A 15639-nucleotide genomic window follows, 5' to 3' on the forward strand; every position below is an offset into this window, starting at 1 on the left:
CGAACTTGTACAAAGATCGCTGGAGGATCGAGCTGTTTTTCAAGTGGATCAAGCAACATCTGAAACTCAAACGCTTCTATGCCTTCTCCGAAAACGCCGTGCGCCTGCAGATCTACAGCGCCTTGATCAGCTATCTGTTGTTGCACCTGTTCCACCGCCGCTCAGGGTTTCAGGGCTCGTTGTTTGAGCTGACGGTTCGTATCGCTTATGCCTTGCATGAACGGCCTGCTACCCAGGAATTCAAAGACCGACGACGACAGGAACAGGATCAGTTGAAGGCTGCTCAGGGCAGCCTTCAACTATGAAACATATTTACCGGACACTAGTGACGCTCTGCGTGGGAATACCTGTCAGGACGCTCCGCGTCCACGTTGACGCACAGCGTCAGTGGCTGCGTTACCACGCGGAGCGTGGGAACGATCAAACCATAGCCTGCGAATAAAGCCCTCACCGCCGCAACGTCTTCTGCCGCACGATATAAATCGTCACCAAAACAGCACTTACCGCCATAAATACCCGCGCCCAGACCATCGGCACCAGCCAGCACGAAAAACCGATGCTGACCCACATCAGCCCGATCGCGTAGACCTTGCCCTTGAGCGGAATACCCTCGCCATTCAGATACCCACGAATCCACGGGCCAAGCCGAGGGTGATCGACCAGCCAATGATAAAAACGAGGAGAACTGCGCGCGAAACAAGCGGCGGCCAGCAGAAGAAAAGGCGTGGTCGGCAACACCGGAAGAAAAATCCCGATGACACCCAACGCCACGCTCAGCCAGCCAATGCCTTGCAACAGATACCGCACGAACCGGGACCGGCTCGTGCGGCGTGTGAAATCACTGGAATTGCCGTGCGCCATAGGCGCCGACTCAATGGTGGCGAGGTTTGAGGATCGCCGGCTTTTCATCCGGGGCGTGCAGCAACAGATACAGCGCGGTCAGCGCCTCAGGGATCTGCACGATCATGTCATCCATCAGGTTGGCATCTGCCGCAATGTCGGCGAACTCAGGTTGCTCGTCGAACAGGCCCGAACCGACCATGATCGGCAGCAGCATCTCGCTGACTTCCTCTTCGTCGTTCTCGAACCAGGCCGCTTCACGCAGGAAGACGCCTTCCATGAAACCGATGCACCAGCCGCGCAGTTCGGAGTCGTCGGGGTCATCACCCAGGTCCAGGTCGCAAGGCAGTTCGAATTCTTCGTCCGACGCGAGCTGACGGGCGATGTGCGCCTTGAGCAGGATCAGGGTGGATTCGATCTCTTCGTGCTGAGCCTCGTCCGCGTAGTGCGGTGGCTCGGCGAACAGCGCATCGATCCACTCACGGTCCGGCACGGTTTCGGCACAGATCGAGAGCGCGGTCAGGTAGCCATGGGCGGCCACATAGTCCAGCGCTTCGTCATGCAGCTCATCGGCGTCGAGGAAGGCTTGCAGGCGGTGTAATTGCTCAGCGAAGGACATTGAAGGACTACCTTGGAAATAAACGATGCTGAATTCTAGGCCCTGAGCGCTGCAGATGCCAGTCAAGAGGCCGTTGGAATCGGCATTCGCGCTAATTTCGACCGCTCATGTCACCGCTGTCCTATCTGTCCGGGCGCTCCGGTATACTGCCGCGCTTTGCGATTTCGACAGCGAATCTTCACCCGCTGCAGCGGCACCATCCGGGGTATTTATGCTCGACCAGGCTCAACGCGTACTTAAAGACATCTTCGGCTACGACAGTTTTCGTGGCTTTCAGGGTGCCATTATCGAACGCGTGGCCAAGGGTGGAGATGCGCTGGTACTGATGCCGACCGGCGGCGGCAAATCCCTGTGTTTTCAGGTGCCTGGCCTGTTGCGTGACGGTCTGGCGGTGGTGGTGTCGCCGTTGATCGCCCTGATGGACGATCAGGTGGCGACGCTCGAAGAACTGGGCGTGTCGGCGGCGGCGCTGAACTCGACCCTCAGCCCCGAGCAGCAACGGGACCTGGCCAACCGCATCCGTCTGGGCGAAGTGAAGATGCTGTACCTGGCGCCGGAGCGTCTGGTTCAGCCGCGCATGCTGTCGTTTCTGCAAAACCTGAACATTGCCCTGTTCGCCATCGACGAAGCCCACTGCGTGTCGCAATGGGGGCATGATTTCCGACCCGAATACCTGCAACTGGGTCAACTGGCCGAGCTGTTCCCGGATGTCCCGCGCATTGCGCTGACCGCGACCGCCGACAAGCGGACGCGGGAGGAAATCGTCACCCGTCTGCATTTGCAGAACGCCGAGCGTTTCCTGTCCAGTTTCGATCGTCCCAACATCTTCTATCGCATCGTGCCCAAGGAACAGCCGCGCAAGCAGTTGCTGGCGTTTCTTTCCGAGCGCCGCAGCGACGCGGGCATTGTCTACTGCCTGTCGCGCAAGAAAGTCGAAGAAACCGCCGCCTTCCTCAGCGACAACGGTTATCCCGCGCTGCCGTATCACGCGGGCCTGCCCATCGAAACGCGTTCGGAAAACCAGCGCCGCTTCCTGAACGAGGAAGGGCTGATCATGGTCGCCACCATCGCCTTTGGCATGGGCATCGACAAGCCCAACGTGCGCTTCGTTGCGCACATGGACCTGCCCAAGTCGCTGGAAGCGTATTACCAGGAAACGGGCCGGGCAGGGCGTGATGGTCTGCCGGCCGACGCCTGGATGGCTTATGGCTTGCAAGACGTGCTGATGCTCAAGCAGATGCTGCAGAACTCCGAAGGTGATGAGCGCCACAAGCGTGTCGAGCACCACAAGCTGGATGCAATGCTGGCCTTGTGTGAAGAAACCCGCTGTCGGCGTCAGGCGCTGTTGGCGTACTTCGACGAAGACATGCCCAACCCCTGCGGTCATTGCGACAACTGTGTCGACGGCGTGCAGACCTGGGACGCCACCGAGCCCGCGCGTCAGGCCCTGTCGGCGATCTATCGCACCGGTCAGCGTTATGGTGTCGGTCATCTGGTAGACGTCCTGTTGGGCAAGGAAAACGACAAGGTCCTGAGCTTCGGCCATCAGAAACTGGCGGTGTTTGGGGTGGGCAAGGCCCGTAGTGAGGGCGAGTGGCGCTCCTTGTTCCGTCAGCTGGTGGCACGGGGGCTGGCCGACATCGATCTGGAAGGTTACGGCGGCCTGCGTCTGAGCGACACCTGCCGCCCCTTGCTGCGGGGCGAAGTGACATTGCAACTGCGCCGTGATCTCAAACCGCAAACCACGCCGAAAGCGTCGGGCAGCCCGGCCAGTCAACTGGTCCGTGGCGAAGAGCGCGAACAGTGGGAAGCGTTGCGCGCATTGCGCCGCAAGCTGGCGGAAGAGCATGGCGTGCCGCCATACGTTATTTTCCCCGACTCGACCTTGCTGGAAATGCTGCGCAGCCAGCCCGGCACGATGGCCGAGATGGGCAGGGTCAGCGGTGTGGGCGCGCGCAAGCTGGAACGTTACGGCGAGGCGTTCCTGGAGGTGCTCGGCGGCGCGGCGCCTGCTCCGCGGGTCGTGACCGATGTGCGGCATGAGTTGATCAGCCTGGCCCGTGCCGGAATGACGCCGATGCAGATTGCCGGTCAACTCCAGTGCTCGGAAAAGAACGTCTACACGATGCTCGCCGAGGCGATTGGCAAACAGCAGCTGTCGTTGGAGCAGGCGCTGGACCTGCCCGAAGACCTGCTCAGCGAGATTCAGGATGCTTTCCTTGACGGTGAAGGCGAACTGCCCCCCGTCGCCGCGATCGCTGAACTGTTCACCGGGCGCGTGCCCGAAGGCGTGCTGTATTGCGTGCGTGCGGCGTTGCAGTCGGAGTTTGAGGTTTAAGTCACGTCCACGCCAAACCTGCCGCTCTTCGGACTCATCCCGTCCCTGCGACGAAACACCGCGCCTGGCTACTTGCCTCGTTCCAAGCTCCATGGTTAGCTGCCTATTAATTAGGAATCGTCTTTAACCATCGAGTTAACTATGCCATTAACAGAAGAACACCGCTTTGGCATGCAGTTGGCCAACCTTTCCCGTGGTTGGCGTGCCGAGCTCGACCGTCGTCTGGCCGATCTCGGGTTGTCCCAGGCCCGTTGGCTGGTCCTCTTGCATCTGGCGCGTTTCAAGGAGGCGCCGACTCAGCGCGAACTGGCACAAAGCGTCGGCGTAGAAGGGCCGACGTTGGCCCGCCTGCTCGACAGCCTTGAAAATCAGGGGCTGGTCCGTCGTCAGGCCGTCGTCGAAGATCGCCGTGCGAAAAAGATCCTGTTGTGCGAGCCCGCCCGACCGCTGATCGAGAAAATCGAAACCATTGCGACGGCGTTGCGTCATGAACTTTTTGTCGGCATTGATGAGGAAGAGTTGCGCATCTGTATGCGCGTTCATTCGACCATCCTGGCGAATCTGGAAAAATCTTGAGCGCATGGCGTTAAGTCGGCGACAAATACGTTGAAGGTGTCGAAACATCCTGTTCTATTTGCACCCATACTGGTTTTTCCCGGACACGCTGTCCGCTTCACGAAATTGCAGGGAAGCCTGCCTTATAAGGGTTCGCATGCTGAAGAGTTTTCAGGCCGGTCGTCGGCGCGGGTGTCACGCAGCGTCTCGCGTTCAGTCGGGTCTTCGCACAGGGTTGCTCGCTGTAGCGGTCGCTTCGGCAGCCATGCTCCACAGCACCGTGGCAGCTGCTCTGGGCTTGGGCGAAATCACTCTGCATTCGGCGCTCGGCCAGCCTTTCAACGCTGACATCGAACTGATCGAAGCGGGCGGCCTGACCCCTGAAGAAATCGTCGTTGCGCTGGCACCGGCTGAAGCCTTCACCAAGGCAGGCGTGGAACGTGTTTTTTTCCTCAATGACCTGCGTTTTACCCCCGTTATTCGTGGCAGCCGTGCCGTCGTGCACGTCGAATCGCGCAAAGCGGTCACTGAACCGTATATGGATTTTGTCGTGCGTCTGGTGCGACCCAACGGCGATCAGTTGCGCGAATACACGGTACTGCTCGACCCGCCCACTTCACCAACGGGCCTCGCCGCGACGCGCAGCCGTGCTCAATCGCCTGCCTCGGGCGAAAAAAATGACGTCTCCCGACTGCCCGTCGCGCCACCGAAGGCTGTGCAGGGCAAGCGTTACACCGTGGTCTCCGGCGACACGCTGGCAGGCATCGCGCGCCGCATGCAGGCGCCGGGCAGCAAGGCTTCTGGCAATGAGCTCATCAGCGGTATTCAGGCGCTCAACCCCCAGGCTTTCCCCAATGGTGAGCGCAGCCAGTTGAAGGTCGGCCAAGTTCTGTTGTTGCCGGACAGCGCGATCGAACCCAAACCATCCGTACCCGCCACTGCGGGCGCCCGGCCTCCGACCACTGCTCCCGGCACAGCGCCCCTTGTGCCAGGCGCCCCTGCGCCGGCATCGGATGCCGGCCAGCAGTTGACCGCCACTGCGTTGGAAAACCAGCAACTGGCCAAAACCGTGGACGACCTCAAGGCGCAGGTCCAGCAGGCGAATGAGGACGAGGCGGGCAAAGACAAACAGATCATCGAGTTGCAGACGCAACTGGCTGAAATGAAAGCGCTGGCGGCGCGACCTGCGCCCGCCGCTGTGCCTGCTCCGGCACCTGCAAGCCCTTCTGTCGAGAAGACCCAGCCGGTTGCGACGGCGCCTGCGCCTGTTCAAGTGCCGGCCGCGGCGCCGTCGGTGGAAGACGATGAGCTGCCATGGACGACGATCCTGGCCGCCTTGCTGGTCCTGCTGTTACTGCTCGCGCTGGCGTGGTCTGTCCGGCGCAATCGCATCAAAAACCAGTTGGCGCTGCAACCTGAGCCTGCCGAACCGATCATCAAGCCGGCCCAGGCGACGGTCACACCGGTCTTCGAAGTGCCCGCCGTGACGCCGCGCCCGGTGGCCACTGCCGCGCCGGCTGCCGGCACCACCGCGCCCGCAGGTCAGCGTCTCGCCGGGGCTGCGACGGATGCACTGGACGGGGCGAGCATTTACATTGCGTACGGTCGTTTTGCCGAGGCGCTGGCGATCCTGCGAGAGGCACTCGACAAGCAGCCTCAGCGCACCGATGTGCGGCTGCGCATTCTTGAATTGTTGGGCGAGCAGGGCGATATCGCCGGGTTCGACGCCGAAGAAAAGGTCCTGCTTGACCAGGGTATTGAGGCGCAGAAGCTTGAAGAGATCCGCAGTCGTTATCCGAAACTCAAGGCGGTGGCTGCCCCGGTGGCGCCCGCACCGCTGGCGGCAGAGTCGTCAGTGACGCCGGGCCTCGTAGCAGGGGCTGCTGTCGGCGCAGGGATTGCGGCAGCCCGCGACACCCCGGCAGGCCAACTGGACGAAAACGCAGCGGCGGCCCTGAATCCCGATCCAGCGGACGATTTCCAGCTCAACCTGGACGAACTGTCGATGGACGCCGACTGGGACCTGGTCGACCCGTTCGACAGCACCCCGGCACCGCGCACGCCTGCGCCCGAAGCGCCGCCCGCGCTGGATCCGTCGTTCTCCTCCAACCTGACGGAATTGCCGGAAGTCTTCGAAATGCCGGAAGAGCAGTTCCTCAGCGACTTCGCCGAGGAAGACGAAACGATAGACATGGACGTGCAGTTCGAGGAAGAGCCCAAGCCTGTCTCGATCGTGCAAAGCAACAGTGACCTGATGGACGATGCGTTTCTCGACAGTTTCATGACCGACGACACCGAATTCGACCTGATGGACCTGGATGAAGCGCCACTGAGCAAGATCAATGAAGCGCAAGTGTTGATCGATGAAGGCAATATCGAGGAGGCACGACGGCTGTTGCAGCAAGTCATTGATGAGTCCGACGACGGCCCTCGGCAAACGGCACGTGATCTACTGGCCGGGCTGGGCTGAGCCATGACTGGGAAACCTGAGATCGTCATCACGTATTGCACGCAATGCCAGTGGCTGTTGCGTGCGGCGTGGCTCGCTCAGGAACTACTCAGTACCTTCGGCGACGACCTGGGAAAGGTGTCGTTGGTGCCGGGGACCGGCGGGGTGTTCCACATTACCTGCAACGCCGTGCAGATCTGGGAGCGCAAGGCCGATGGCGGCTTCCCCGAAGCCAAGATCCTCAAGCAACGCGTGCGCGACCAGATCGATCCCGAGCGCGACCTCGGCCATAACGACCGCAACACCCCGCTCGACAGTTGACATGACTTGCGTCTGACGACGCCCCGCGTTGTGGTGGGAGCGAGCTCAGTGTCCTGGAACTACGGCACTGTGTTGCCTCGTTTGTCATGTCATCAAACCTCAACAATGCCGTCATGTTCATTTCACTGACCCGGTCCACCCTTGTGGAAACTCAAGTGGAGGTCATCCATGAGCATTGCCGAGAACGTGAAACCGAGTCGTAAGCAGCGTGTCCGGACCTTATGGATCTCTGATGTGCATCTGGGAACCCGGGACTGTCAGGCCGAGCACCTGTCCGGTTTTCTCAAGCAGTATCATGCCGACAGGGTTTATCTGGTCGGCGATATCATTGATGGGTGGAAACTGCGCGGCGGTATGTACTGGCCGCAAGCGCACACCAACGTCATCCGCCGTCTGTTGACCATGAGTAAGCGGGGGACCGAAGTGATTTATGTCACGGGTAACCACGACGAGTTCTTGCGCCGTTATTCCAAGCTGATTCTGGGCAATATCCAGTTGGTCGATGAAGCCGAGCACGTCACCGCCGACGGTCGACGCCTGCTGGTGATCCATGGCGATCAGTTCGACGTGATTACCCGTTACCACCGCTGGCTGGCGTTTCTGGGCGATTCGGCCTATGAATTCACCCTGACCCTCAACCGCTGGCTCAACCACTGGCGCGCCAAATACGGGTATGGCTACTGGTCACTGTCGGCGTACTTGAAGCACAAGGTCAAGACGGCCGTGAACTTCATCAGCGACTTCGAAGAAGCCATCGCTCATGAATGCGTCAAGCGTGGGCTGGACGGCGTGGTCTGCGGGCACATTCACCATGCCGAGATTCGACAGGTGGGCGCAGTGGAGTACCTGAACTGCGGCGACTGGGTCGAGTCCTGCACGGCGCTCATCGAGCATTGGGACGGGACCATCGAGCTGTTCCGACTGGCCGATGCGCACATCAAGGCCAGGAACCTGGCGACGGAGGCCGTCGGCGAGACGGTTTGACAGGCCGCAATGCCGGCGTTGGCAACCTGTAAGCGCGCTTGCTCGCGATTGCGGTGTGCCAGTCAACGAACCTGTCACAGACGTGCCGCCATCACGGGCGAGCACGCGCCTAAAGCAAATAGCTGTTATCAGTCCCTATCGCCGAGTTAAAAAGGCACTTTGCCAGTCAGCATGTCCCGGTACATCACGAAATCGCCGAGCAAGCTGTAGAACGGATGCTTGAACGTGGCAGGCCGGTTCTTTTCGAAAAAGAAATGCCCCACCCATGCGAAGGTGTAACCCGCCAGCGGCAGCACCCACAGCCACACCCAGCTGGCGCTGAGCACAACGGTCGCCAGGATCAGGATCACTAGACTCGTGCCGATGAAATGCAGACGCCGACAGGTGCTGTCACGGTGTTCCTGCAGGTAATACGGATAGAAATCGGCGAATCGCTCAAAGTTTTTTACGTCATCCACAGCCATTGTCTCTGATGCCCGTCATGTGAATCAGTTTAGCCGAGCGCTCCTGGCGACCAGTGACAATGGGTGCCAACGTAGTATCCTTCGGCTATCCGTCGCAGGGGGCGACCGATTCTGAACAAGAAGACGTGAGCATGGAAAAAACGACTTCTTCAAGTTGGGCGATGGGGATCGTCAAGTCCCTGGAAATGGATGGGCTGGACTGCAAGGCGTTGTTCAAGGAGCTGGGGTTGGTGTATGCCGACCTGGAAAATCCCGACGCCCGCTTTCCGCAGGACTCCATGACCCGCCTCTGGCAACGCGCCGTCGAGCTGTCCGGCAATCCGGCGGTTGGCCTGAACATGGCCCGGGTGGTTCGGCCTGCGTCGTTCAGCGTCGCCGGTTATGCCTTGATGTCCAGCCGTACCCTCAAAGAAGGATTCGACCGGCTGGTGCGTTATCAGCGAATCATCGCCGACAGTGCCGACCTGAGTTTTCGCCTTCTCCCTGAAGGCTATGCGCTGATTCTCACGGTGCATGGCGATCTTCTGCCGCCCACACGACAAAGCGCGGAGGCTTCACTGGCCTTTGCGCTGGCGTTCTGTGGCTGGCTCACCGGCCGTCCACTTCATCCGCGCCATGTACTGATTCAGGGTGACCAACCCAAGAACGTCGAACCCTATAAAAAGTTCTTCCATGCGCCGCTGACGTTCAATGCGCCTTACGACGCGCTGGTGTTTGACCGTGCGGATATGGAAGCGCCGCTGCCCACCGCCGATGAGGCGATGGCCAGGCTGCATGATCGCTTTGCCGGGGAGTTTCTTGCCCGGTTCGCGAGCAACCGCGTCACGCATCAGGCTCGCCAGGTGTTGTGCCGTCTTCTGCCGCAAGGCGAACCCAAGCGCGAAGCCGTCGCCCGGAGCCTGCATCTGTCGCAGCGCACCTTGCAGCGACGGTTGCAGGAGGAAGGCACCAGTTTTCAGACCCTGCTCGACGACACCCGTCGCGAACTCGCCGAGCAATACCTGGCGCAGCCGCAAATGACACTGCTGGAAATCGCCTATCTGCTGGGCTTCGCCGACCCCAGCAACTTTTTCCGCGCGTTCCGCCGCTGGTTCGATGAAACGCCGGGGGAATATCGCGTGCGTAAGGCGATCGAGTAGTCGCTGATGATTCCTACAGGGATCTGGCGGATTCTGCCGGGCTGCGTGAGATCAATGCCGCCAGAACGCCGGAATGCACAGCACCAGCACGGTGATGATTTCCAGGCGACCCAGCAGCATGCCGACCGACAAAATCCACTTGGCCGCATCCGGCAACGTCGAAAAGTTACCGGCAGGTCCGATGGTTTCACCGAGCCCCGGGCCAACGCCCGATACCGTACTGGCGGCGCCGGTCAACGCTGTCATCCAGTCCAGGCCCAGCAGCGACAGCAGCAAGGCGATCAGGCAGATGGTGATGGTGAAGAAGAACGAGAAGGTCAGAATCGACCGCACGATTTCATCGTCCAGCCGATGGCCGTTGTACTTCTGCTTGATGACGGCGCGCGGATGAATGAGTTGATGCAGGTTGGCCTTGAGCAGAATGTAGGCGACCTGAAAGCGAAACACCTTCACGCCTCCGGCCGTCGAGCCGGAGCATCCGCCTATGAAGCCCAGATAAAAGAAGAACATCAGCGCGAAGTTGCCCCACAGGCTGTAGTCCCCGAGCGCAAAACCCGTGGTGGTCAGCACCGATGTGACGTTCAGCGCGACGTGCCGAAGCGCGTCGTACCACGGCAGGTCCGTGGTCGCCCAGTACCAGGCGGTCATCACCAGCCAGGTCACCAGCAGCAGACCGATGAACCCCCGAACCTGTTCATCCTTGAGCAGCGCTTTGCGATGTCCCCTCAGGGTGGCGACGTACAGGGTGAACGGCAGGCTGCCAAGGATCATCACCACAATCGCCACCCAATGCACCGCCGGTTGCCGCCATTTGGCGAGCGACTGATCAGACGTGGAAAAGCCGCCGGTGGATATCGCCGACATTGCATGGTTGATCGCGTCGAACAGGCTCATGCCCGCCCACCAGAACGCCAGACTGCCCAGCACGGTGATGCCGACATACACCAGCACGATAAATTTGGCCACCATGTGCGAGCGCGGCATGACTTTTTCCGAACGGTCGGAGGACTCAGTCTGGAAGAGCCGCATCCCGCCGATACGCAGCAGCGGCAGAATCGCCACCGCCATCGCGATGAAGCCGATCCCTCCAAGCCAATGCAGCAGCGAGCGCCAGATCAGAATGCCCGGTGACATGCTGTCCAGGCCGCTGAGCACCGTAGAACCCGTGGCCGTGATCCCGGACATGCTTTCGAAGAAAGAGTCGGTATAGCTGATGTGCTGCGTGAGCAAGAACGGCAGTGCCGCGAATACGCACACCACCACCCAGCTGCTGACGGTCAACAGGTACATGTCGCGCGGACGCAGATGAACGTGCTCGGGACGGCCCTGGCCAACCAGCGCCAGCCCGGCGACAAGCGTGATCATGCTCGACCAGAGGAATGACGGCATGTCGCCAGTTCGGTCGAAGATCATCAACGTGACCATGGGCACGACCATGGCGATGGCCAGGGTGATGAGGAAGATGCCGATAATGAAACCGATGATGCGAAGAGTCGGCAACGCCATGCAGTCGCTCTGATCAGGTGGTGGAAAAGGCGCACATTCTACCCGCAGGTCTGGGCAAGTAAACCGAGTCCGGCCGCAGGGGTCATGTAAGTAAATACGTCTGTCATTCGTTATTGAAGTTCAAGAACGCATTGGCAGCACTACAATGCCCCATCATTTAAGGAGACGATTCAATGGAAGCGCTCGACGTATTACTCAATCGCGTGTCCGTTCCCCGGCTGGTCGAGCCAGCCCCGGATGCTGCCCAGCGTGAAATCCTGTTCAGCGCGGCCTTGCGTGCGCCCGATCATGGGCAGCTACGGCCTTACCGTTTTCTCACCGTGGAAGGCGATGCGCGCAACCGCATGGGCGAGCTGTTGGCAGAGGCGCTGGTCGAGAGCGGCGGCGGTGCGGATGAGAAAGCGCTGGAAAAAGCCCGTTCAGGCCCACTGCGCGCTCCGCTGGTCGTTGTGGTGATCGCCCGTTTGCAGGACCACTTCAAGGTGCCGAAGAAGGAGCAAGCCATCACCGCAGGTTGCGCCGCTCATGGCGTGCTGCTGGCGGCGTATGCATTGGGTATTGGGGCGGTCTGGCGCACAGGCGATTTGTCTTATTCCCCACACGTCGCGAAAGGGTTGGGCCTGGCGCCGGATGAAGAGGTCGTTGCCTTTCTGTATCTGGGCACGCCTCTGAATCCGCCTCGCGAAGCGCCGAAGCTGGAGGTCGCGGAGTTCGTCAGCGCGTGGCAGGGTTAACCCATAGCGCAGACCTTTTAGGCGTCGGTTCGCCGTGGCTGTGAGCGGGCGGATGCGTTGTGTCAGTCAGCATTGCGCGTGAAGACAGGTTGCATTCGCCAGCAAGCCGGCTCCCACAGTATCTGCGTCGTTCTCAAGCCCGGAGCCTGTAGGAGACGTCCGAGGTTACGAGGGTATGGGCCGCACTTCGGACGAATGCGGTGTGTCAGTCACCGTTGAGGGTGCTGACCTGAAGCATTCGCGAGCAAGCTAACTCCCACAGGTCTGCGGTCTGGATGCAGGTCCGCGCGTCAACCCGGACCCTCATTCAGCAGGTACCGGGCCCATGTCGCACGGAACGACGATGCTGGCGATGAATCCGCCTTGCGGATGATTCTCCAGCACCAGGCTGCCACCGTGCTTTTCCGCCGCCCGTTTGGCGATGGCCAGGCCCAGGCCGTAACCCGGTGCCGTCTGGTTCGGTGCGCGGTAGAAGGGTTCGCCCAGTTGAGCCAAGTGCTCCGCGCTGACGCCGGGACCGTGATCGCGCACACTGATGAACAGCATGGCGTCCTCCTTGCGCGCACTCAGCTCGATGGGTTGCCCTGCCGGGTTGAACCGCAGCGCATTGCGCAGCAGGTTGTCCAGCGCGCGCTCGAGCACGTTCGGCCAGCCCTGCAACTGAACGCCTGGCTGAGCGTCAACACTGACGGTCTGGTCAGTGCTGCTCATTTCGGTTTCAGCCTTCAAGTGATGCAACAGCCCAGGCAGGTCGACGGGCGTCGCATCGCCCATGTCTGCGTCCAGGCGCGCGAGCGCCAGAATTTCACTGATCAGCTCTTCCAGGCGATCACATTCGCGGGTCAGGCGCGGCCACAGTTTTTCCCGCTCGGCAGGCTCCGCGCGTTCGGCCAGTGCCAGGGCGACACGCAACCGTGCCAACGGGGACCGCAGTTCATGGGACACGTCACGCAGCAACTGACGCTGACTGCCGATCAGGCTCTGCAGGCGAGCGCCCATGCGGTTGAAGTCGTTGGCCAGCACGCCGAACTCATCGCGACGGTTGGCGAGTTGCGCCAGACTGTTTTGCTGATAGGTGGTCTGCCCCAGATCGTGGACGGCACCTCGTAGACGACTCAGCGGCCGGGTGATCGACAGGGTGACGAACAGGCTGAACAATGTCAGCACGACCAGTGCGATGCCCAATGCACTCAGGGGCCAGAGCAGGCTTTCGCGGTGCCAGGCATTCAGTTCCGGGTGTGGAATCCGGTAGATCAGCAGATAGGTTTCGTTGGTTTTGGGGCTGGTGTATTCGGAGGTCAGGCGACGCCAGGGCAGCGGGCGTTCATCGTCTTTTTGCTGGCGCGCTTCAAACGCGGCAGCGCGAGGCGGAAAGGTGCCGGGAATCACGGCCTCTCCACTGTCGTTCAACACCTGCACGTCAATGTGGTATTTACGCTTGAGATTCTGCAGAAACGCCTGCGCCGGACCTTCGCCCTGTTCCTCATACAGCTGTGTCCACTTTTCCGGCAGCTTGTGCAAGCCGGGGTGACGACTGAGTATCCAGGCATCCTGATTGAGCATGTGCCCCAGCAGGATCGACAGACCCGCCACCAACGCGATCGCGAGCCAGAAGCTTGCCAGGATTCGCCAGAACAGTGACCGCACGTGAAGTCCTCAATCAACCCCTTAATGACAAAAGCCCGACACGCCGGGGAGAGCGTGTCGGGTTGGGGGAGTGTACTGCCGCGCCAGCAGCCTGCTACCGGATTTTTACTGGGTTTTCTGCGCCTTTTGCGCTTTCCAGGCTTCGAACTCGGCACGGTCCGCGCGACGTTGCGCCTGATCCTTCTGGATCTGGTCGAAGGTTTTCTGCTGATCAGGTGTCAGCAACGCGCGGATGTCAGACTGGGTTTTTGCATGCCTGGCCGCCAATTCGTCCTGCATGGCCTTCTGATCGGCTGGCGACAGCTTGGCCAGGTACTTCTGGGTGATCTCGGAGCGGCCGTGCCATTGTTCGCCCATCAGTTTGCCGACTTGCTGACGCTGTTCCGGGGTCAGATTCAATTTGTCGTACGGGCCTTTACGGTGGTGCATGCCAGGGCCGTCGAAGCCAGGACCGCCTGGGCCACCCATCGGGCCGCCTTCCGGTGGCATCGCCATCGCAACGGTCGGCAGAGCAGCCGCGAACATCAAAGCCATCAAAGTCTTGCGCATGGTGTATCTCCTTGTCTCGAATCCGGCTTTGTGCCGGTTGAGGCCAGTGTAGGGAGATCAAGGTCAAGCGAGGTCAGGGGTGGGTAAAGCTTGGGTAAAGAGGTTTTGTCATGAGGCTGACGGATCAATGTGAGGCCGGCTACCTGTAGGAGCGCGCTTGCCCGCGATTGCGATCCGTCAGGTATCACGATGTGCCTGACACACTGCTTTCGCGAACAAGCTCATTCCTACAGGGTTTGTGTCATGCCCGGATGGCGGGACAGTAGCCTCACACCGCGTAGTAGTAACCCCGGCTGCGCAACGCGACGATGCGCGGGCGTCCGTCCGCGTGCGGGCCGATTTTCTTGCGCAGGTTGCTGACGTGCATGTCCAGGCTACGGTCGTAGAGCGTGAGCTTGCGACCCAGTGCCAGTTGCGCGAGTTCCTGCTTCTCCAGCGGTTCACCGGGTTGGCCGAGGAGCGCTTCGAGCAGGCGGGCCTCGGAGACGGTCAGGGTGAATTCCTGATCATCGATGGTCACCACGCCTCGGGCCGGACTGAAGCACAGGTCACCCAGTTCGATCTGGCTGGAGACGGCAGCGGGATGACTGCGGCGCAGGACCGCCCGCAGGCGTGCCGTCAACTCGCGAGGGTCGCAGGGTTTGGCAAGGTAATCGTCAGCGCCCAGTTCCAGACCCAGAATGCGGTCCAGCGGCTCGCCGCGTGCCGAAAGCATCAACACGGGAAGGTCGGGGTGATCCGTGCGTAATTGCTTGAGCAGCTCCAGGCCGCTGCCATCGGGCAGCATGACGTCCAGCACCACGGCGGCGGGAGCACTGTCGGCGAGCGCCTTGCGTGCGCTCTGGCCATCGTGACACGCCCGTACCTGAAAGCCTTCCTGGCTCAACCAACTGCTCAGGAGCTCACACAGCTCCTGGTCGTCATCAATAAGTAACAGCTCGCTCATGACTCACTCAATTTAGCCATTGCCGACGCCGTCTACGCCAGCCGCTGGCAAAGATACCGCACAGCAGGGCCACCATTGCAACGCCGCCCCCCGTGACGAACCATTGTTGTTGCTCGGTCAGTACGCGCGCAGGCATGACCGACTGTGCTTCTTTGAGCTGCAGTTTAAGCCTTTGGTTCTCCTGACGCAGGCGTCCGAGCTGAATACTTTCGCGTTCAGTGTCGGCATTTTGCAATTGGCGGGTCAACGCCTCGCGTTGCCTCTCGCTTTCAGCCAGACGCTGGCGAAGGTCGTCCAACTGGCTGGTAGCGCCGGGCATCGGCAACGCGTGGCCGACGGTATCGGTCGTTTGTTCGGCCTGGACATCGAGACTCATTGCCGAAACGGCCAGCGCGGCCGCCAGCAGACACCACGGACGTGGACGCATCTGAACTCCTGACTTTTCCTGCGGCACCGGAAAGCGCGCCTGCTTTATTGGGTATCTGGCAGGGTATCGGCAGCAGCATGCGAATAATGAGCAGTCAGAAGGGCAGTGTTGCGAACCCGGC

General features: G+C 60.7%; 16 protein-coding genes. 8 read left to right on the forward strand and 8 right to left on the reverse strand.

Annotation, left to right across the window (positions count from 1 at the left end; translation table 11 throughout):
- Positions 1 to 305 (forward strand): transposase (locus BMY73_RS11815; RefSeq protein WP_139214209.1); only part of this gene is annotated, 305 nt, incomplete at its 5' end.
- 142 nt (positions 306 to 447) lie between these two features.
- On the opposite strand, the gene BMY73_RS11820 is transcribed toward BMY73_RS11815, so the two are convergent.
- Both BMY73_RS11820 and BMY73_RS11825 read right to left on the reverse strand, forming a co-directional pair.
- A complete protein-coding gene (locus BMY73_RS11820) occupies positions 448 to 861 on the reverse strand; it encodes a YbaN family protein (RefSeq protein ID WP_092407245.1) in 414 nt (137 codons plus the stop codon).
- Between the two features lie 10 nt (positions 862 to 871).
- A complete protein-coding gene (locus BMY73_RS11825; RefSeq protein WP_062389228.1) occupies positions 872 to 1459 on the reverse strand; it encodes a UPF0149 family protein in 588 nt (195 codons plus the stop codon).
- 211 nt (positions 1460 to 1670) lie between these two features.
- On the opposite strand from BMY73_RS11825, the gene recQ reads away from it, so the two are divergent.
- The 5 genes from recQ to BMY73_RS11850 all read left to right on the forward strand — a co-directional run bounded on the left by recQ (position 1671) and on the right by BMY73_RS11850 (position 8106).
- Positions 1671 to 3797: a DNA helicase RecQ gene (gene recQ / locus BMY73_RS11830; protein ID WP_062389231.1), complete on the forward strand. Its 2127-nt coding sequence runs from the start codon at positions 1671 to 1673 to the stop codon at positions 3795 to 3797.
- A 141-nt stretch (positions 3798 to 3938) separates the two neighbouring features.
- Positions 3939 to 4373, forward strand: a complete 435-nt coding sequence (locus BMY73_RS11835; RefSeq protein ID WP_062389234.1) for a MarR family transcriptional regulator — start codon at positions 3939 to 3941, stop codon at positions 4371 to 4373.
- 136 nt (positions 4374 to 4509) lie between these two features.
- Entirely contained in the window at positions 4510 to 6822 is a 2313-nt protein-coding gene (locus BMY73_RS11840; protein WP_062389236.1) for a FimV/HubP family polar landmark protein, read from the forward strand.
- A gap of 3 nt (positions 6823 to 6825) precedes the next feature.
- Positions 6826 to 7122 (forward strand): Rdx family protein, encoded by a 297-nt coding sequence (locus BMY73_RS11845; RefSeq protein WP_062389239.1) that lies wholly within the window; start codon positions 6826 to 6828, stop codon positions 7120 to 7122.
- Positions 7123 to 7290: 168 nt separating this feature from the next.
- A complete protein-coding gene (locus tag BMY73_RS11850) occupies positions 7291 to 8106 on the forward strand; it encodes a UDP-2,3-diacylglucosamine diphosphatase (protein WP_062389242.1) in 816 nt (271 codons plus the stop codon).
- A 146-nt stretch (positions 8107 to 8252) separates the two neighbouring features.
- Here BMY73_RS11850 and BMY73_RS11855 read toward each other — a convergent pair whose 3' ends face one another.
- Positions 8253 to 8570 carry an Mpo1-like protein gene (locus tag BMY73_RS11855; protein WP_370588163.1) on the reverse strand — a complete coding sequence of 106 codons (318 nt, stop codon included), beginning with the start codon at positions 8568 to 8570 and terminating at the stop codon, positions 8253 to 8255.
- A gap of 131 nt (positions 8571 to 8701) precedes the next feature.
- On the opposite strand from BMY73_RS11855, the gene BMY73_RS11860 reads away from it, so the two are divergent.
- Positions 8702 to 9709, forward strand: coding sequence for an AraC family transcriptional regulator (locus BMY73_RS11860; protein WP_062389710.1), 1008 nt, complete (start codon positions 8702 to 8704; stop codon positions 9707 to 9709).
- 51 nt (positions 9710 to 9760) lie between these two features.
- Here the strand turns inward: BMY73_RS11860 and BMY73_RS11865 are convergent, their stop codons facing one another.
- Complete coding sequence (locus BMY73_RS11865) at positions 9761 to 11215, reverse strand: TrkH family potassium uptake protein (protein WP_062389245.1); 1455 nt, start codon at positions 11213 to 11215, stop codon at positions 9761 to 9763.
- Positions 11216 to 11388: 173 nt separating this feature from the next.
- Between BMY73_RS11865 and BMY73_RS11870 the strand changes: the two genes are divergently transcribed.
- A complete protein-coding gene (locus BMY73_RS11870; RefSeq protein ID WP_062389249.1) occupies positions 11389 to 11949 on the forward strand; it encodes a nitroreductase family protein in 561 nt (186 codons plus the stop codon).
- Between the two features lie 303 nt (positions 11950 to 12252).
- Here BMY73_RS11870 and BMY73_RS11875 read toward each other — a convergent pair whose 3' ends face one another.
- The 4 genes from BMY73_RS11875 to BMY73_RS11890 form a co-directional block, all read right to left on the reverse strand.
- A complete protein-coding gene (locus BMY73_RS11875; protein WP_062389253.1) occupies positions 12253 to 13596 on the reverse strand; it encodes a sensor histidine kinase in 1344 nt (447 codons plus the stop codon).
- A gap of 105 nt (positions 13597 to 13701) precedes the next feature.
- Positions 13702 to 14145, reverse strand: a complete 444-nt coding sequence (locus BMY73_RS11880; RefSeq protein ID WP_062389256.1) for a Spy/CpxP family protein refolding chaperone — start codon at positions 14143 to 14145, stop codon at positions 13702 to 13704.
- A 268-nt stretch (positions 14146 to 14413) separates the two neighbouring features.
- Entirely contained in the window at positions 14414 to 15091 is a 678-nt protein-coding gene (locus BMY73_RS11885; protein ID WP_062389259.1) for a response regulator transcription factor, read from the reverse strand.
- A 7-nt stretch (positions 15092 to 15098) separates the two neighbouring features.
- A complete protein-coding gene (locus tag BMY73_RS11890; protein WP_092407249.1) occupies positions 15099 to 15518 on the reverse strand; it encodes an SH3 domain-containing protein in 420 nt (139 codons plus the stop codon).
- Positions 15519 to 15639: the final 121 nt, after the last annotated feature.

It is taken from the genome of Pseudomonas sp. NFACC02 (assembly GCF_900110765.1).
GTDB lineage: Bacteria > Pseudomonadota > Gammaproteobacteria > Pseudomonadales > Pseudomonadaceae > Aquipseudomonas.